Origin of the sequence: Phyllobacterium sp. (assembly GCF_037994425.1) — a bacterium.
GTDB lineage: Bacteria > Pseudomonadota > Alphaproteobacteria > Rhizobiales > Rhizobiaceae > Phyllobacterium.
The window spans coordinates 1-18,164 of the sequence record NZ_JBBNAM010000215.1; the positions used below are offsets into that span (position 1 = coordinate 1).

13 protein-coding genes, 1 tRNA gene and 1 pseudogene are annotated in these 18,164 nt (G+C 57.9%); 1 reads left to right on the plus strand and 14 read right to left on the minus strand.

Annotation, left to right across the window (positions count from 1 at the left end; genetic code table 11):
* Positions 1–66 precede the first annotated feature (66 nt).
* The 8 genes from AAAB35_RS14975 to AAAB35_RS15010 all read right to left on the minus strand — a co-directional run bounded on the left by AAAB35_RS14975 (position 67) and on the right by AAAB35_RS15010 (position 10,688).
* Positions 67–891, minus strand: coding sequence for an alpha/beta hydrolase (locus tag AAAB35_RS14975; RefSeq protein ID WP_340669100.1), 825 nt, complete (start codon positions 889–891; stop codon positions 67–69).
* A gap of 251 nt (positions 892–1,142) precedes the next feature.
* A complete protein-coding gene (locus AAAB35_RS14980; RefSeq protein WP_112532566.1) occupies positions 1,143–1,442 on the minus strand; it encodes a 4-oxalocrotonate tautomerase family protein in 300 nt (99 codons plus the stop codon).
* Between the two features lie 33 nt (positions 1,443–1,475).
* On the minus strand, positions 1,476–2,477 hold the full coding sequence (locus AAAB35_RS14985) for a zinc-dependent alcohol dehydrogenase family protein (protein ID WP_340669080.1): 1,002 nt from the start codon (positions 2,475–2,477) through the stop codon (positions 1,476–1,478).
* Positions 2,478–2,604: 127 nt separating this feature from the next.
* Positions 2,605–5,475 carry a winged helix-turn-helix domain-containing protein gene (locus AAAB35_RS14990; protein WP_340669081.1) on the minus strand — a complete coding sequence of 957 codons (2,871 nt, stop codon included), beginning with the start codon at positions 5,473–5,475 and terminating at the stop codon, positions 2,605–2,607.
* Positions 5,476–7,546: 2,071 nt separating this feature from the next.
* Positions 7,547–7,622: transfer RNA gene (locus tag AAAB35_RS14995), tRNA-Lys, on the minus strand.
* Between the two features lie 115 nt (positions 7,623–7,737).
* Positions 7,738–8,655: a PhzF family phenazine biosynthesis protein gene (locus AAAB35_RS15000; protein ID WP_340669082.1), complete on the minus strand. Its 918-nt coding sequence runs from the start codon at positions 8,653–8,655 to the stop codon at positions 7,738–7,740.
* A 206-nt stretch (positions 8,656–8,861) separates the two neighbouring features.
* The gene (locus tag AAAB35_RS15005; protein WP_340669083.1) at positions 8,862–9,569 is read right to left on the minus strand and encodes an NUDIX hydrolase; all 708 of its coding nucleotides are present in this window, start codon (positions 9,567–9,569) and stop codon (positions 8,862–8,864) included.
* Between the two features lie 3 nt (positions 9,570–9,572).
* Positions 9,573–10,688: an endonuclease/exonuclease/phosphatase family protein gene (locus tag AAAB35_RS15010; RefSeq protein WP_340669084.1), complete on the minus strand. Its 1,116-nt coding sequence runs from the start codon at positions 10,686–10,688 to the stop codon at positions 9,573–9,575.
* A gap of 351 nt (positions 10,689–11,039) precedes the next feature.
* Here AAAB35_RS15010 and AAAB35_RS15015 point away from each other — a divergent pair.
* Positions 11,040–11,162, plus strand: a pseudogene (locus AAAB35_RS15015) (BA14K family protein); the annotation flags it as partial.
* 81 nt (positions 11,163–11,243) lie between these two features.
* On the opposite strand, the gene ilvC reads toward AAAB35_RS15015, so the two are convergent.
* From ilvC to AAAB35_RS15045, 6 genes are all read right to left on the minus strand, one after another.
* Positions 11,244–12,263, minus strand: coding sequence for a ketol-acid reductoisomerase (gene ilvC / locus AAAB35_RS15020; protein ID WP_340669085.1), 1,020 nt, complete (start codon positions 12,261–12,263; stop codon positions 11,244–11,246).
* A 19-nt stretch (positions 12,264–12,282) separates the two neighbouring features.
* The gene (locus AAAB35_RS15025; RefSeq protein ID WP_340669086.1) at positions 12,283–12,942 is read right to left on the minus strand and encodes a TetR/AcrR family transcriptional regulator; all 660 of its coding nucleotides are present in this window, start codon (positions 12,940–12,942) and stop codon (positions 12,283–12,285) included.
* A 147-nt stretch (positions 12,943–13,089) separates the two neighbouring features.
* The gene (locus AAAB35_RS15030) at positions 13,090–14,955 is read right to left on the minus strand and encodes a potassium transporter Kup (protein WP_340669101.1); all 1,866 of its coding nucleotides are present in this window, start codon (positions 14,953–14,955) and stop codon (positions 13,090–13,092) included.
* 205 nt (positions 14,956–15,160) lie between these two features.
* Positions 15,161–15,901 (minus strand): pyridoxine 5'-phosphate synthase, encoded by a 741-nt coding sequence (locus AAAB35_RS15035; protein ID WP_340669087.1) that lies wholly within the window; start codon positions 15,899–15,901, stop codon positions 15,161–15,163.
* Positions 15,902–16,043: 142 nt separating this feature from the next.
* The gene (locus tag AAAB35_RS15040; protein WP_340669088.1) at positions 16,044–16,880 is read right to left on the minus strand and encodes an alpha/beta hydrolase; all 837 of its coding nucleotides are present in this window, start codon (positions 16,878–16,880) and stop codon (positions 16,044–16,046) included.
* A 100-nt stretch (positions 16,881–16,980) separates the two neighbouring features.
* Complete coding sequence (locus AAAB35_RS15045) at positions 16,981–18,108, minus strand: ATP-dependent RecD-like DNA helicase (RefSeq protein ID WP_340669089.1); 1,128 nt, start codon at positions 18,106–18,108, stop codon at positions 16,981–16,983.
* Between the last annotated feature and the right edge of the window lie 56 nt (positions 18,109–18,164).

Sequence of the window (18,164 nt, forward strand, 5' to 3'; positions counted from 1 at the left end):
TCGAGCGAGCCGACGGCTTCGAACTGGAGTTGGAGGTCGAGGCAGGCCTCGCGGTCCGCCCAGCGGTCAGGCCTTGATGAAAGCCAAGAGGTCCGCGTTGATCACGTCGGCATGCGTCGTGAACATCCCGTGCGGGTAGCCGTCATAGACCTTGAGTTTCCCGTTCTTGAGCAACTTCACGGAAAGTTCCGCGGAGTCGGCTATAGGGACGACCTGGTCGTCGCTGCCGTGCATCACCAGGACCGGGACAGTAATGGCCTTCAGGTCCTCCGTAAAATCGGTTTCGGAGAAGACCTTGATGCACTCGTAATGCGCGTTTGCGCCGCCCATCATACCTTGACGCCACCAGTTGCGGATCGTGCCTTCGGAGATGGTCGCGCCAGGGCGGTTGAAGCCGTAGAACGGCCCGCTCGCGATATCGAGGTAGAGCTGTGCCCTGTTTGCGGCCAAAGCCGCGCGGTAGCCGTCGAAGACTTCTATCGGAAGGCCACCCGGATTATCGGCGGACTTGACCATGACTGGAGGGATCGCGGAAATGAGGACCGCTTTCGCGACCCGGCCCTTGCCATGCCTAGCGGCATACCTGGTGACCTCGCCGCCGCCGGTCGAATGACCGATGTGAATGGCGTCGCGGAGGTCGAGAGCTTCGGCGAGGGTTGCGACGTCGGCCGCGTACGTATCCATGTCGTTGCCATCGGAGGTCTGGCTAGAGCGGCCGTGGCCCCTTCGGTCGTGGGCGATGACGCGGAAACCTTTCCCGAGGAAAAACAGCATCTGGTTGTCCCAGTCGTCGGCACTGAGCGGCCAACCGTGGTGGAACACGATCGGCTGCCCGGAACCCCAGTCCTTGTAGAAAATCTGCGCGCCGTCTTTCGTCTTGATGGTGCTCATGGTCTCACTCCCGTCTTCAATGGTTGCTCTGTTTGAGTTCGACGATGCCGTGGCGGCAAGGGCCCCCAGAGGCAACGTCGTAGCGAGGACGACGGCTCCGGTCCCGATCAGGACATCCCGTCTCGTCGCAGTGATGGGCGTGCTCGTGTTCATGTCTATTCTCTCTGTGGGACAGACACGGTTCCACTGGCAGCCTCGGATGTTGGCGGTCCGACGCCTTCGCTTTTGGCCGTGTCGAGATTGCGAAGTGTTCAGCCCAGAACTGGCGCTGCTGCTGCCCACTCCTTCCGGGTCGTGGGCGTGCCGTCGATCATTTCGACGACGTCCTTGGATTTCGAGAGCGTCGTCATCAAAGATTTGGGCCCTTCGAATGGCCTGCCGCCGATGTGCCAGCCGTCGGTGTGCAGTTCTTCGATGAGAACCCACACTACCTCGCGAAACGCCTCCGAACCTTCGAACTTGACCATGACATCGGTCAAGGCCTTGGCCAAGGCGTGTTTCTCTTCCGGCGTGAAGACGCCGTCGACCAGTTTCACATTGACGAATGGCATCACATCTATCCTTTGTTTAATCGGTTGAAGGCCCTAGTCGGCGACGTCGATCACGATTTTGCCGTTGGCGGTCCGGTGCTCGATTTCGGCATATGCTTCCGCAACAGTCTCGAAGCTGAAACGGCGCGGATCAACGATAGGGGTAATCTTTCCCGCTTCCGCGAGCCGCTTCGCCTCTCGCAGGATATGCCCGTGATGGGCCCGGCCTTCCCCCGTCAGGATCGGCAGGAGCGTGAAGACACCCGAGTAGGTTGCGGCTCGGAACGAGAGCGGTCCAAGCGAATGAGTGCCCCATCCGAGGCAGCTGACGACATGGCCGAAGCGCGTCACGGCGTTGAACGCGGCGTCGATCCCGGCCCCGCCCACGGTGTCGTAGACGATGTCGAAGCCGCGGCCGCCCGTATGGTCTTTCACATACTCCTCGACGGTCGTCTGATGGCGGTCGATAGCCGTTGCGCAGAGCTCCTCGATCTGGCTTTGCTTCGAGGCCTTGTCCACTGCGAAGACCTCGGCACCGAAAGCCCGAGCAATCTGGATCGCGACGTGGCCGACACCCCCCGCACCGAGTACCAGTACCTTCTGACGCGCCTGGACCTGCGCGCGGTCAACAAGGCCTTCCCAAGCGGTGATGAAGACCAACGGCAACGCGGCGGCTTCGCGCATGGTCAGGTTTGTGGGCTTGGGAGCAAGCAAGTCGGCGTCGACGGCGACATAGGTCGCGAGCGAACCTTGGAGACCGCCGATACCACCGGTCATGCCAAAGACCTCGTCCTGCGGCTTAAAGGCGGTCACGCCGGGGCCGACGGCTTCGACGACTCCGGCAACATCCATTCCGAGGATGGCGGGTAAGGGATGTCGAGCGTGGGGAGCCTGGCCGCTCTTGATCTTGAGATCGAGCGGATTGACGCTGCTCGCCTTGACTCGCACAAGGACCTCCCCTGACGTGGGCGCTGGGCGGATCATGGTTGTGCGGACGAGGTCGGAGTTTGTTTCGTTCAGGACGAGCGCGTCCATAGTGGTGGCGATGGTCTTCATCTGCATGCCCTTGATGTGGTGTCGACGACTATTCGACGACGGACAGAAGATGGCAGAACAGCTAGTTCTCACGCCAGTGAATCGTGGTGAAAACTTGTGATGGGGACAAGCACAGAATGTCGGCAGGTCAGGACATCTCGGCCAACAAAACCTTGGCCGCCACCATGTCGGCTGTGTCGAATCCCTCGGTGAACCGATTATATACCGCGGCCAACATTGCACGCCCCCGAGCGCTGTCCCCGCGGTCGCGCACCAAACGGGCCAAACTGGTGGTCGTTCGCAGCTCCCAGGATAGGGCGTCCTGCCGCTCCGCCAACTCGACCGAATGGCGATAGCATCGTTCGACGCTCTCGAGGTCGTCGCCGCCTCGCCAAAGGACATCTCCCTTCAGACGGTGGAGTTCCGCGACGCACCAGAGCTCCTCCTTTTCTTCGCTGGCGTTGATCGCCGCATCCACCAAAGAGAGCGCTTCGACGTGTTGTCCCAGAGAGGACAAGCCCCCGGACAAATAGCCGAGAAATCGGACATTGTAGAGATTGAACAGTTTTACCTGGCGCAGTTCAGCCAACCCGTTCCGAAGGAGAGAAACGCCTCGCTCAGGAAGCCCTCGATCGATCAGAAGCGCTGCCTTCCAGCATCGGCCGAACACCTCCCATGGTCCGAGCGCATTCGCTGTCGCCAGGTCGAGCAGCTCTGTGATCGCAAAATCCGCCGCCGTAAAGTCTCCGACCTGAACCAGGACAGGACATGACCAGCGCGCCAAGGCTTCACACAATGAGATTGCGTGGCCCGAACCCCGCGCGGCCTCAACGGCGCTGTCGACCGCCTTGATCGCCTGATCTGGAAAGCCTTGCATCCACAGGAGCTGAGCTGGCTGGATTCGTGCCGAAACTGACTGGCCGAACCTAAAACGGACCGAGCTTGCGGAGGCGATTCCAGCCGAGAGATCATGAGCCAGCATCAGATCGGCGTGACGGCGGGCACCCCGGAAGTCCCCCATGCAGAAGAGTGTCATGCTGAGCATGCGGTCACCGATGAAACGATCGAGTCCACTCTCTGCTACCACCGCGAAACGTTCGGCGCTTCCGAGCGACGCCCTATATTCACCCATTCCTACCTGTGCGACCCACAAGCCCCAGAGAGCTTCGGCCTGAGCGTCCAGGTCGCCGAGCTCTTCCGATATCTCCAACGCCTTGGCGAACGCGGCCGTAGCTTGTGGCGCAAACCCGATCTTGAAAGCTTGTGAAAGCCCGAGCGCTCTATAGAGCTGCATGATCTGACGCGCGTTTTCGTCTCTTCGCTCTCCGGGGGCAATACCCAGCAGCGCTCGTCGAACGCTAGTCAGGCATTCGTCGACCAGAGAAAGCTGGTACCATATCGGAATAGCCGCGACGGTAAGCCCGCGGCCCACTTCCGAGTCGCCATTATCCGAGTAGGCCCAGTCCAAAGCGAAGCGCACATTGTTGATGTGGATACCATATCTCGACAGCCATTCTTCGCTCGGCAAGGTTTCGACTTCCTCCTGCGAATGCCGTAAGACTTCGCACAGATAGGTCGCGAGTTGCCGCATGACGGCGTCGAGCTCCCCGTCATCCCGAACTTTGTCCAAAACGAACGCCCGCGTTGTGTCGAGCAGACGGTATCGAGCGAACTTGCCTTGAGCGTCTACCGACACCAGGGATTTGGCGACGAGGTCAGCAAGATGACTCGGTACATCGCGATCGGGGGCGGTCGGATCGGTTGCAATGGCGACAGCCGCGTCCCGCCCGAAATCGCCAGTGAACACCGCAAGTCGACGCAGGACTTTACGCTCACCTTCAGAGAGCGCCCCGTAGCTCCAGTCGATCATTGCTGCCAAGGTTTGATGGCGGGGCAGAGCGGTGCGCCGTCCACCCGTCAGCAACCGCAGTCGATCGTTCAGAAGTTCCGCGATCCCGCGCGTGCCGAATGCCTCCACCCGCGCCGCCGCGAGCTCGATAGCGAGAGCGATCCCGTCGAGCTGGCGGCAGATGTGCGCAACGACGGGTGCTTCGTCGTCGTCGAAAGAGTACCCGCTCGCGAACGAGGTCGCCCTCTCGACGAACAAGCGAATTGCCGGGAACTCCAACGCGTCAGCGGCAGTCAGACCCGCCGCCGGCGGTGGCAGGTCGAGAGGGGGGAGCCTGTAGACGCTTTCGCCTTCTACCCGCATCGCCTCGCGGCTGGTCGCCAGAATGCTGATTTCCGGCGCTTGGCGGAGCAGGGTCTCCGCGAGGCGGGCAGTCGCTTCGAGAACGAGTTCACAACTGTCGAACACGAGCAACATCTGTTTTTCGCGAAGATACCCGATAAGGGTCGCGGTCGGGTCACCCGATGTCTCCGGCAGGCGCAGCTGTGAAGCTAGGACTGAAGGGACGAGTTGAGGATTCGTGATCGGTGCCAAGTCGACGAAGCAAAGGCCGTGCTTATGCGATGATGACAACTGTTCCGCCACACGAAGGCCGACGGTCGTCTTTCCAATGCCGCCTGGTCCAACGATCGTCACCATCCGTGACCGTTTAAACCGTCCTTCGACGAACTTGATCGCTTCGTCCCGTCCGATGGCTTGGATCAGCTGTCGTGGAAGGTTGTTCGGCGCAGTTGTTGTCCCGGGTTCGTTTTCAACGCGGGAACGGGTGAGAGGAGCAACGAAACGGTAGCCCCTTGAAGGGACGGCGGCGATATACCGGGGAGCGGCTTGATCGTCGCCGAGCACCCTTCGAAGCAACGCGATCTGAGCTCTAAGGTTCGACTCCTCAACCGTGGTATTTGGCCAGGCACTCGCGATTAGTTCATCCTTCGTTGCCAGCTCGCCCGATCGCTCGGTCAATGTGATGAGAACTTCGAGCGCCCGCGAGCCGATTGCGACGGGCTCGCCGTCTTTGAGCAACAGATGCCGCCCCGCATAGAGGACGAACGAACCGAAGGCGGTCGCTTCATCAGCCGCAAGCGTTGGATTCGGTGGCGCTTGCCCTTGCAATTCTATCCTTTTCTAACAACGGCGCGGTTTAAGCAGTTGGCCGCGATTAGTCGAGGTCAACCGCTTGTAAACCTATAATCCATTTCGAAAAAGGACAATTGGGACACTCTTTAAGCGTTTGATCCGCCGCAGACATCTCGGTGAAGCCGCATCGCTCGCATGAAATGCGGCTTACATTTGTTTTTTGCCGGCGTTCATTTTTGGCGCCGCAGCTCCCAAAGCGGAACGATTCCGGATCTGCGTACGCGGTTCGCTACGAGTTCGACATTGAACGTTGGCCGCGATCGGCGAGCGGTCGATCAAGCGACCAAGATGAACGTCCGGTTTTGGGATGAGGCAAGACCTGCCGCAATGACCGAAATCAAGGCGCATTGCTGCCACAGCTTTCGCAGGATCATAAGAGCAGACCGTCGTCTCACGACGGACCATACGCCCGCGCAGGCATCTACTGTTGTTTGAGTGCCTAAAAACCGGCAGGAGTTACGTTTTAAGTGACAGCAGATATGCATGACGCACAAGACGCATAACAATTATTGAAATCTGTCGCTAGCAAAAGCTTGCCCGGCCACGCTCCCCGCATAGGTGCACCGTCGTCGGAGTACCTTTTTATTTTATAAGATGTTGATTTCATTAATGGACTATCTTTGATCGAATTTGTGGCAACGTATCACAATGACGGTTACATTATGGGTTCAACGCTTCGATGCATCCGCCTGAATGAGATGCCGCACCTCTGGCCATCCGGTCAAAGCCATTAGTTCGCCGGTGCTTGGCATTGATTTCATGCACCGCCCGTTTCTGTTTGCGATACTCGCCCTTCAACTTGTCGGCCCGTAGCCTGGCGATCCAATGCTGGACCGGATATCCATACCATCGCAAAAGTTTGATTGCGGCACCCACCTTGATACGGCCGCGTTGATCCAACGGCCAATCGAGCTCTTGTTTTCTCAAAAACGCTCCGGTTACCCCGATCGAAGAGGCGAAGCGATTGATTGTCATCGTTGCGTTTGGTTTCGCTTCCGCCGATCTGACGAAGAGCGCCAAATCGCGTTCAGATATCGCAACTACCCTGTTTCCACCAATGATCGCCTGCATGTTCCAATGCCCGTGTTTTCAAACTAGCGAAATGGTCGAATAACGTTCGCTACTCGTCAATCCTGTATGGATGTATTTTTCACTTTTGGCCGCATACATGCCAAACATACATCTAACTCATTGATATATATAATAATATGTTTTTGTATGAATTTATTTATATATAGATAGCTTACGCTGTACGCATCCGCATACCCGCATCCCGCGTCTGCATGCCTATATCTCTATCTTTTGCCGAAATTTCCATACATCCATATTTGTAATTGTAAATCAGTAGCTTAGGTGTATTTTTGAGTGTATGTGGGCATGTATTTTTTGAGATGTATGGAATTTTCCCTCCGATCTGCAAAAAAGAAAAGCATGGCCGATGGCGCGGACGACTACCATTGGAGGCAAGCACGACGTGACGCAGCACAAAGAGACCCTGAACGAGCCCGTAGATTCGGACGACGCTCCCCTTACGCTCGAGGAGTTGTCGAACATGCGTCCTGCCAAAGAGATACTATCGGAGACTTTTTTTAAGGCACTGCAGCACCAGCGCCAATTGAGAAACCACCGCAAAGAAACTGCCGTTGTAGCACTGAAACGTGACAACTGATAAACGACCTGTAGTGCATGATTTCCACGCTGAGTTATCTGGGCAGCCGAACTTTGATGATGGCAAGCTTCTGAAGCGGACTTTATGGGAATTTGAGAGAGCACCCAACAAAGTGCAAATCCAGGCGAGATTACAGTGAGAATTGTAGATGATTGCTGAATACAGCCCCTATTGCTTGCTGAGCTTCGGCCAATCGCTGGGAAACTTTTTTGCAGGTTTTTTTGCGTCCACAATATTTCCCCGTTACCCGACATCAGCACCGGAGTTCCAGCTGCTCGTGCACAAAAACAGAACAAATGCCCGAAAATTTGTTGCCAATGTGTTGCCAAGGGGAAAATCAGCAACTAGAGCAAAACGCCCTAAGTTGCTGATTTTAAATGGTGGGCACAGTAGGGATCGAACCTACGACCCGCTGATTAAGAGTCAGCTGCTCTACCAACTGAGCTATGTGCCCGTCAGCCGCTGTGACGACCGAAAGTGAGGGCTCTATAACGGGGCAATTCCTGCCTGTCCAGCCCTTCTTGAAAACTTTATGACGGTCGCCAACAGGAACAACGTCGGGCGAGGTATCAGGCAAAAAGCCGACCCTCCGCGATCTTGACCGCCGAACCGCCAATGCGCCCGCCAGCGAGCTTCTCGTCGGCAATATCTAGTTCGAGTTGCAGCCGCGATGGCCTGCCCATCTCGTAGCCCTGTTCGATCGAGAGCCGCATCACACCGTCGAGAGGCCTGTCGAAAGCGTGTACAGCGCCCGCAAAAGCGGCTGTCGCCGAGCCAGTCGCCGGGTCCTCGTAAGTGCCGTCGTCGCTCACGAACATGCGGGAATGGAAGTGGCTGTCGTGTAGTATTGTTTCGCGGCAATAGCAGTAGACCGGCAATTGGCGATGCCCGATGGTGGGCGCGACATCCTTCATCGCCGTCTGGTTGATCCTGATGCGGTCGGCAGCTTCGAGACCGTGAACCGGCACCATGATGAAAGGGACGCCCGCGTCCCAGATGCTCGGTACGTGATTCTCAAAGCCGATCTCCCGCGGTTCAAGACGCAGCGCATTGGCAATCGCGATCTTGTCGTATTTGTAGGGAATCTCGACCGGAAGCTTCGGCAGGTCGAATTCGGCGAACGCGCCGGACGGGCTCAGGCGGACGCCGCAGCGTACAGGGCCAACCTGTTCCTCAAGGATGATCAGGGCGTCTTGATCCTCCTCGATGGCCTCGAAACGCCGATGCGCAAGCGCAATCGCCGTGCCAACAGTCGGATGGCCCGCAAAGGGCATTTCATAGTGGGGGGTAAAGATGCGAGCCCAAGCCGTATGTGCGGGGCTCTTGGCCGGAAGCACGAACACCGTCTCGGAGAGGTTGAACTCCCTCGCGATCTTCTGCATCGCCTCGCTATCGAGTCCGTCGGTGTCATGGACAATGGCGAGGGGATTCCCCGCCAGCACCTTGTCCGTAAAGACGTCATAGACTTCGTAGTTCCGACCGGCCATTTGCGTTCTCCCCGCATGAGTGCCGCAGAAATTAGTGTATGGTCGCGCCTGTTCAAGCCAAACCTTGTGACCGTTACATTATGGCGTGACCGAGACCGGAAATACTACGCTGTCGGCAAATAAGCTCAAGACTAGTGGTCGATACCAGCATTCGCATCCCGATTGATACGGGCCTCTCAAGCGAATGCTGGAGTCACATAACTCCACTAGCCGAAGTGCCAATCGGCAAAGGCGCGAAATGTGGGCGGCGTCACCGCGCCCATCTCTCCGGCAGCGGAAATTGCAATAATATCATCGAGTTCCGGATCCTCCTCGGCGGCAATGTGGGAACGAATGCGCGCGAGGATGTCATCGGCGCTTGTGTCGAAATAGTGGCGCCGGAAGAGCGCTATGCTTCGATTGACCGTCACCAGATAAATGCGCTCGTCCCGGTCGGTTGCTCGGGCGAGACTGATTCCGGTCTCCTCCTCGACCTCCCGCAACATATTGCCGTCGATATCGATGTGGTCGCCGCTGACATCGTCCTCGTCGAAAGACCCAGCCGGAAAATAGATGCGGCCTGCAGCCGAGGTCGAAGGGGCCATCCGGCCGGCGATCAGCTTGCCATCGCTCGAAACGATGACGCCGACACCGAAAATGTGCCAGGGCTTGTCCGTCAAGTCATTGGCCTTCCAGTGCATCATCGTCGCAAAGCGCGTGCGGTGATACCGCGCACGGAAGTTTTGATCCGTCATGATCGCCTCCTCCGCCATGAAAAACGGGCCGTTGAACAGGGCCGGATTGGCGGCGGTTACGCGCGACCAATATGCCGCAATTTCCGCGCTGTTCTGCAATTCATAGTTCAAGGCCGCGCTGTCAATTCGCACGACCGCGCTCTTCAGCGGAATGACCTCGCCTTCCGGGATATTCTGCATTGTTCAAACCATATCGAGTGTGACTGCTACGGGGCAATGGTCGCTGGCCTTGGGACGATCCCAACCGGTGCGTGGAAAGCGTTCAACATCCTGCCCGGGCGGAAATATGGTTCGGTGCGGCTGGCCGTTGCGGATGATGTCCGGCAGAACCTTGCCATTGGTCCGCGCGAGCTCGGGAGAGGCAAGAATGTAGTCGAGCTGGCAAAGGTGCCGTTCCTGCGGGCCGCGCGTATGATAGAGCGTCCAGCGGTCCATGATTGGCCGCCTCTCAACCAGATTTTCGCAGAAGCCGCCTTCAAGCAGCACATCGACGCAACTGACTGGGTCGTTCACCGGGGCGAAGGTATAACCGCCAAGCGAATCGCCACCGATCACCACGCGCTCGCGATAATCGTTGAAATCACCGCAGATGACCCAATGCTTGTCCGCTGATCCGCCGCTTCCTGCAAACTTGTCCGTGATGATACGCCGCACGGCTTTCGCCTCGGCGATGCGGACCGGCATTGTCGACGTACGCCCATCGAGGCCATTACGAGGCGAGCCCATCGATTTGAAATGGCAGACGAACAGGGTGAGCGGCTTGCCGGCGATGCGTATATCGATCTCCAGGCAATCGCGCTTGAAAATGCGCTCATTGGTCGTAATTCCGACGAAGGCAAGTTGCGGGTCGTAAATGCCGAAATCGTCGTAGGTCACATGGGCATGACTGGTCATCGACACAAATTCGATCGGTTCGCCATAGCGGGTCTGCTCGCGCATGAGCACGGCGACATCGATGCCACGGCTGTCATTGCCTTCAACCATGTATTTGTGCCGATATCCCTCGCCCACCATCTTGAACAGATAACCGAACTCGAAGGCATTGAGTGCGCCGATATTGTCGACTTCCTGCAGGCAAAGTACGTCAGCGTGAGTCTCGGCAATGGCAAGGGCTGTCAACTGGCGCGTGTCATCGGCGTGGGCGATGGCACGGGCCTGTTCGAGCTGCCTGAACTGCGCCTCATCCTGAATCTGAAAGAGCTGGAGCGAGCGGTCCATATTGAGGTTGTTGCGGAAACCAGAGAAATCGAACCGGTTCATCAGGTTCTCGACATTGAAGGTGGCAATGCGGACGGGCATACGGACAATCCGGATTTGAAACTATTCGATGAAAAGCAACGTTGCTCAGCTGGAACCTAATCGGGTTCGGCCATGACCACCAGTGGCTATTGCGGCCCGACGCGCCTATATTAAATGACGAACGGAAAGACTGGACTCATGAAACGCTTGCAAATTGCGCTGGCTATCGGCCTAGCCGCATCCACCTTCATCGCTGTGGCATCGGCGCAGGAAGTGCAGACCTATCGCCCCGCGCCACGCGGTCTCGATGTCATACCACGCCAGCCGATCATCCTTAAAAATGGCTCGCCGGCAAACATTGCGTCGCCTGACTGCACCGGATCGTCGCGCTGCTACGATTTCCGGGTGCGCCGTCCGGTTGGCCCGTCGGGGCCAAGCCAGGTCCAGCGATGCCGCGCACGGTACCAGTCCTATCGAGCCTCCGACAACACGTTCAAGCCCTACAACGCGCCGCGTCGCGAATGCGATTTGTAAAGCCCGCCAGTTCTCGGATGCAGCAAAACAAAGGCCGGTGGATCGCTCCACCGGCCTTTGCCATTTCACGTACGAATTTCCTTAGTTCTTGGCCTTGTCGACCAGCTTGTTCTTGCCGATCCACGGCATCATGCCGCGCAGCTTTTCGCCGACCTCTTCGATCTGATGCGCATCGTTCATGCGGCGGATACCCTTGAAGCGCGATGCGCCGGCCTTGTATTCCTGCATCCAGTCCGAGGTGAACTTGCCGGTCTGGATATCCTTCAGGACGCGCTTCATCTCTGCCTTGGTTTCGGCAGTGATGATACGAGGACCGGAGACGTATTCACCCCACTCGGCCGTGTTCGAGATCGAGTAGTTCATGTTGGCGATGCCGCCCTCATAGATCAGGTCAACGATCAGCTTCACCTCGTGCAGGCACTCGAAATAAGCCATCTCTGGCGCATAGCCTGCCTCGACCAGCGTTTCGAAGCCGGCGCGGATCAGTTCGACGAGACCTCCACAGAGAACGACCTGTTCACCGAAAAGGTCGGTTTCACACTCTTCGCGGAAATTGGTTTCGATGACGCCGGAGCGGCCGCCGCCAACACCGCAGGCATAGGACAGCGCAAGGTCATGCGCATTGCCGGAGGCGTCCTGATGAATGGCGATCAGGCAGGGAACGCCGCCGCCCTTCTGATATTCGCCGCGCACGGTGTGGCCCGGGCCCTTCGGCGCGATCATGACGACGTCAACGGTTTTCTTTGGCTCAATGAGGCCGAAATGGACATTGAGGCCGTGTGCAAAGGCGATCGCTGCGCCATCACGGATATTGTCGGCGATGTGTTCCTTGTAGATGTCGGCCTGGAGCTCGTCCGGCGTTGCCATCATCATCAGGTCCGCCCACTTGGCAGCCTCGGCAACGCTGACAACCTGGAAGCCATCAGCCTCGGCCTTCTTTGCGGTCGCGGAACCCTGGCGGAGCGCGATGCGCACGTCCTTGGCGCCGGAGTCCTTGAGGTTGAGCGCATGGGCGCGGCCCTGCGAACCATAGCCAATGATGGCAACCTTCTTCGACTTGATGAGGTTGATGTCCGCATCGCGGTCATAATATACGCGCATCGATCTATTCCTTCCCTGATTAGGATTGGTGGCCGTTTATGGCCGGTTTGGTTTGAACTCCGTAGAGAGCCAGAAACTGTTGTGTCGCTCGCCGTGCATCCCCGTCGATCGCCGTCTCAGTCAATCCGAGCCGATCGCCCAGCAGCAACCGGATTTGCACATCTCGGACGACCAGTCCGAAGAAGGTGCGAAACGCCTCGTCCATTTCTTGAAACTCCAACAGGCCCGTTTCCCGCCCGAGCTGGAGCAATGGCTTCAAGCGCCGCGCCATGGCAAATGGGCCGTTTTCGAGAACGATGGCGCCGAGATCGTGCTTGTCGCTGCCCGCATGTCCCACGGCTACGCGATTGAGCGCGACAGAAATATTGCCGCCGAGCACGCGCAGCCAATCGGCGGCAAAGCGCTCGAGACCGGCGGTCAGCGATGCAAGATTGAATGCCCCGGGATCCACCGGCACACCCCTCACCTTCAGGGCTTGCCATTGCACCGTTGCGGTCAGCAGCCCGTCGCGATCACCAAACCACTTGTAGAGGCTTTCCTTTGAGCAGCTGGCGCGTCGCGCGACACTTGTCATCGTAAGCGTATCCCCGGCCTCGACCAGAAGGGCCAGTGCCGCATCGAGCACGTCTTTCTGACGCTCGGTCAATCCGCTCTCGCTGACATCGACTGTGGGCTGCACGCGATAACTCCTACCGTACCGTACCGTACGTTACGGCGAGGTTTTTAGTACGGTACGGTAGGTTTGGCAAGCGCGGTCGAGGAATTTATTTTGGAAAGAAAGAGGGGCTGAAACGATCAAGGGCCGGTGGCGCGCCCGGCCACCGATTTAAATATTCACCTGCGTACCGATTTCAACGACACGGCCCGTCGGGATCTGGAAGTATTCGGTTGCGTCGCTCGCCGTGCGTGCCAGTGCAATGAAAAGCCTGTCCTGCCAACGCGGCATTTCGGACCGTGCCGACGCCTTCAGCGACCGCCGCGATAGGAAGAAGGATGTCGTCATGATATCGAACTTCCAGCCCTGCTTGCGGCAGATGGCGAGCGTACGTGGAATATTGGGGCGTTCCATGTAGCCAAAGGTCAGCGTCACCCGCATAAAGAGGTCGTTGATCGGCTCAATGCGCACGCGGTCGCTCTTCTTAACCAGGGGCGTCGGAGCGGTGATGACGGTGAGAATAACATTGTTCTGATGCAGAACCTTATAGTGCTTGAGGCTGTGCATCAGCGCCGTCGGCGTGCTTTTCGGATCGCCAGTCAGGAACACGGCGGTGCCGGGAACGAGTGTCGGCGGGTTTTCGGCCATCTTGCGCGAGATAAGATCGAGAGGCACCTCGCCCTTGCGGGTCTTCTCGAAGAGCTGGCGGCTGCCGCGCACCCAGGTAAACATTACGAGCACGATAAGGAAGGCAACGACGAGCGAGGCCCAGCCGCCATCGACAACCTTGATCAAATTGGCGCTGACGAATGTCAGGTCGATGATGAGGAAGCACAGCGTCAGGCATATTGCGACCCACAGGCGCCACTTCCAGATGCGGAGCATCACGATGAAGAGGAGCGTCGTCGTCACCAGCATGTTGCCGGTGACGGCAATGCCGTATGCTGAAGCGAGATTGGACGAGCGCTCGAAGCCGAGGACCAGCAATATGACGACAAGGCCGAGGAGCACATTGACCCGTGGCAGGTAGACCTGGCCCGACTGCTTTTCGGATGTGTGCTCGATGTTGAGGCGCGGCAGAAGGTTGAGCTGAACGGCCTGACGCGACAGCGAGTAGGCACCCGAGATCACCGCCTGGCTGGCGATAACCGTCGCCATCGTCGCGAGCACAACCATGGGCAGCAGTGCCCAGTGCGGAAACATTTCGAAGAACGGGTTCTTGGCGGCTTCGCCATGCGCCAGGATAAATGCGCCCTGGCCGAAATAATTGAGCAACAGGCACGGAAAAACAATCCACATCCAGGCCGTGGCAATGGGTTTGCGGCCAAAATGGCCAAGATCCGCATAGAGCGCCTCAGCGCCCGTGACGGCTAGAAACACCGTACCAATCGTCGGGAAGGCCGTGACTGGATTGTCAATGATATATTCGAACGCATAGTCCGGATTGACGGCGGCAAAGACGCTGAGGTCGTCGGCGAGATGCCAAAGACCGAAGAAGCCGATCGCAAGGAACCAGAGCAGCGTGACGGGACCGAAAACGGTGGCGACACGCGCCGTGCCGAAGCGCTGGACGGAAAACAGCGTCAGCAGGATGACGAGGGTGATCGGAACAATGAACGGCTCCAGCGTCGGCGTGACGATCTCCAGACCTTCCACCGCCGAAAGCACGGAAATGGCCGGCGTAATCACCGCGTCGCCATAAAACAGCGACGCGCCGACAATCCCGAGGCCCAAGATAAGTTGCGGGCGAGTCTTGAAGCTCGCCCGAGCCAACGCCATCAATGATAGAATTCCGCCCTCGCCGTCATTGTCGGCCCGCAGTACGAACAGCACGTATTTGATGGTGACAATGACCGTAAGCGCCCAGAAGATCATTGAGACGACACCGAGCACATCGGTCCGGCTCAAGCTTCCGTCTAGAGAAGCAGCATGCAGTGCCTCGCGGAATGCATAGATCGGGCTCGTACCGATATCACCATAGACGACACCGAGTGCACCAAGCACAAGTACCGGAAACGTCTCTTTGTGGTGATGCATATCCGGGTCATGGGTGACGGGATCCTTGTAGTAGTTCTCGTCAGCCAATTGCTGGTCACTCATGCAATTTTTTCCTCGCTCTGACAGCGTGGGCGGACGAGTTAGCCGTGTTGCATCGCAATATCAATCGCCATTTCTTCATAGCTCTAGACTCACGGTATGCAAAAACGCATGGCAAATCAAATCGCGCTCCCTTATCAAGGGGCTAAGCTCGAAGCGCATCGAGAAATCTTTCCACAGACCGCGACATTCCGTGGGCTAGAGCGTCGGCAGTCAGCCCATGACCTATTGAAACTTCAACCAGATTTGGCACTTTTTTGACCAGCGCCGGCAGATTGGCGACCGTCAGATCGTGTCCCGCGTTGACTGCAATCCCTGCTTTTGCCGCAGCCGAAGCGGCCAATTCGAGCTTGGCAAGCTCTTCGCCTTCACGGCGGGGGTTGTCAAAGGCGCCGCCATAGGGACCTGTGTAAAGCTCGACCCTATCGGCCCCAAGCGCCTTGACCCCGGCGGGCGCTTCTGGATCGGGATCGATGAACAAGGAGACGCGTGTTCCCTGCTCCTTTAACCGTGCAATGATCGGACGCAGGAATGCAGCCTTTGCGACGACGTCCCAACCATGGTCGGACGTCGATTGCGCAGGATCATCGGGAACAAGGGTTACTTGCTCCGGCTCATTCTTGGTAACGAGTTCGAGGAACTCCGCCGTCGGATAGCCTTCAATGTTGAACTCCGCGTCGGGAAATTCATCGTCGATAAGCGCGCGGATCTCGGGCAGATCGGAAAAGCGTATATGCCGCTCATCTGGGCGCGGATGGACGGTCAGACCGGACGCCCCCGCCGCAAGCGCTATGCGGCCGAGACCAGTGACACTCGGCCAAGGCAGGTCGCGGCGGTTGCGCAGCATCGCAATGGCGTTGAGGTTGACGGAGAGTGTTGCAGTCATCGTCGAATTCCGCGCAGAAGGACTTACATTGTTCTACCTGAGAAATACGACATAAGACATTGGTAATTCGTTCAAGGTCCTATCGAAATTTGATCGCCCCCCGCATCTACGAATGGATAACGCCAAAGAACGGCGCGAGACTCTAACGGAGAAACTCTTTCAACGCCGCGACGATAGCTTCTGGGGCATCGTCCTGCATCAGGTGGCCGGCGCACGGTGTGGCCTGAAACTCGGCATTTGGTATCATCGAAGCCAGGCGATAGCCACGTTCGACGGGGATCCACTGGTCCTCATCACCCCAAAGTATCGAGACCGGACAACGAATATCCCGTAGCGTATCGGCGATCTCGTCGGTGAATCGCTGGTCCATTTGTGCAATCTGCCTGTAAAACGCCGCCTGTCCTCTCTCGCCGCGCCATGGCGTGCAGTAGAGGTCAAGGCTCTCCCGCGATAGCGGGTGAAACGCGGCGCCACCAATGTACGAAGCAAGGATCGCATCGTGGATATACGCCGGGAGGCCGCTGAAAGCCGCTTGGAATTTCCGCACGTGCTGCACGAAGGGCGATCCCCACGGCGCAATTGCAACCGGATCGATCAAGGTCAAAGATCGGTAATCGACCTTGTTGACGAGGTGTGTGCGCAGCACCGTCGCTCCGCCGAAGTCGTGCGCGACGATATCGGGCCGATCGATCTGCCAATGTGCAAGCAAGGCCGCGAAGACGTCGTTCTGGACACCCAGCGAAACGTCCTGTCCGTCGTCCATATGCGACCGGCCGTAGCCGAGCAAATCGTAATAGTAGATGCGTCTGCTACGGGCGAAATGGGGCGCTATTCGTCGCCATATGACCGAGGAAAACGGCGTACCATGAACGAACACCAACGGGGCACCAGTCCCGGTTACGTTGAAGCGGACAGGCTGGCCCTTGTAGTCGAACGTATGCGGCAGGTCCCAGACATTCTGGTTTGTTTCGTCGTGCATCGCCAAACACCTCCTCGCCGGCATTCAACTGCAAAACGGCTAACCAGACGAGCGAAGTCTTTTGACGAAGGATTGAATTTAGCTGAAGGCTAACGCGTCTCTACCGAACCACGGTCAACCGTTCCGCCGCGCGGGTGATCGCCGTATAGAGCCAGCGTTCACGCGTATCGCGGAAAGCGAAGCTTTCGTCGAACAGGACCACGTCATCCCATTGCGAACCCTGCGCCTTGTGCGTCGTCAGCGCGTAGCCATAGTCGAAATCGTCGAAGCGTTTCTTCGTCTGCCACGGAATTTCGGCGTCCGGATCCTCGAACTGCGCCTTCAGCAGCTTGATTTTGGCGACGCCCCTTCCCGGTTCTTCGTCTTCTGGCGCAACAAGGAGGTTGATGCCCGGCTTCACCGTTTCACGCGAAGACGTCATTACTTTCCACAATGAACCATTGAGCAGGCCCTTGGCGGGGTCGTTGCGCAGGCACACAAGCTTGTCGCCGGCCTGCGGAAATGCAGCGGAAAAGCCCTTGAGTTCCCTGAGGCGTTGATTATAGCGCCGGCGCGTCCGGTTCGTCCCGACAAGCACCTGATCGGCGCCGAGCACGAGATCCTGCGTCACATCGGTTTTGGCAATGACCTTTGCAGCGCCATAGTCGCCATAACCAAACTCGCGTCCTTCGCGCACGTCGAGCGCCAGCCGGATGATCGGATTGTCCCGTGCCTGCCGATGAATTTCGCTGAGGAGAAAATCCGGTTGGTGTTCGGTAAAGAAGCCACCCCCGGAAATGGGCGGAAGCTGGCCGGGATCGCCGAGAACGAGGATGGGCGTACCGAAGCTCAGCAGATCCTTTCCAAGTTGTTCGTCAACCATTGAGCATTCGTCAACGACGATGAGCTTTGCCTTGGCTACCGGACTCTGCCGGTTTAGCGAGAAGGTTGGTGCGATACTCGTCTTGCCTGTCGTCTCGTCCTCGACCGTCTCTTCGCCGCGCGGCCGGTAAATGAGCGAATGCAGTGTCCGCGCATTGGCCGCGCCCTTCGAGCGAAGCACCTGGGCAGCCTTGCCAGTGAAGGCAGCGAACTGAACGTCGCCGTCAATATGTTCGGCGAAGTAGCGCGCAAGCGTCGTCTTGCCCGTCCCGGCATAGCCGAACAGGCGGAAGATCGGCCGGCGCCCTTCCTTCAGCCATATCGAAACGGCTCGTAGCGCCTCGCCCTGTTGCGGAGACAGTTGCATGGGTTTGACTGACAGGATTCGCGGCCAAAGGGCAAGGAAAATGGCGCGCTATCGTC

Bases quoted from the DNA above. Each gene is read 5' to 3' on its own strand.
- AAAB35_RS14975 (WP_340669100.1), bottom strand. From the start codon at position 891: ATGAGCACCATCAAGACGAAAGACGGCGCGCAGATTTTCTACAAGGAC.
- AAAB35_RS14980 (WP_112532566.1), bottom strand. From the start codon at position 1,442: ATGCCATTCGTCAATGTGAAACTGGTCGACGGCGTCTTCACGCCGGAA.
- AAAB35_RS14985 (WP_340669080.1), bottom strand. From the start codon at position 2,477: ATGAAGACCATCGCCACCACTATGGACGCGCTCGTCCTGAACGAAACA.
- AAAB35_RS15000 (WP_340669082.1), bottom strand. From the start codon at position 8,655: ATGGCCGGTCGGAACTACGAAGTCTATGACGTCTTTACGGACAAGGTG.
- AAAB35_RS15005 (WP_340669083.1), bottom strand. From the start codon at position 9,569: ATGCAGAATATCCCGGAAGGCGAGGTCATTCCGCTGAAGAGCGCGGTC.
- AAAB35_RS15010 (WP_340669084.1), bottom strand. From the start codon at position 10,688: ATGCCCGTCCGCATTGCCACCTTCAATGTCGAGAACCTGATGAACCGG.
- ilvC (WP_340669085.1), bottom strand. From the start codon at position 12,263: ATGCGCGTATATTATGACCGCGATGCGGACATCAACCTCATCAAGTCG.
- AAAB35_RS15030 (WP_340669101.1), bottom strand. From the start codon at position 14,955: ATGCATCACCACAAAGAGACGTTTCCGGTACTTGTGCTTGGTGCACTC.
- AAAB35_RS15035 (WP_340669087.1), bottom strand. From the start codon at position 15,901: ATGACTGCAACACTCTCCGTCAACCTCAACGCCATTGCGATGCTGCGC.
- AAAB35_RS15040 (WP_340669088.1), bottom strand. From the start codon at position 16,880: ATGCACGACGAAACAAACCAGAATGTCTGGGACCTGCCGCATACGTTC.
- AAAB35_RS15045 (WP_340669089.1), bottom strand. From the start codon at position 18,108: ATGCAACTGTCTCCGCAACAGGGCGAGGCGCTACGAGCCGTTTCGATA.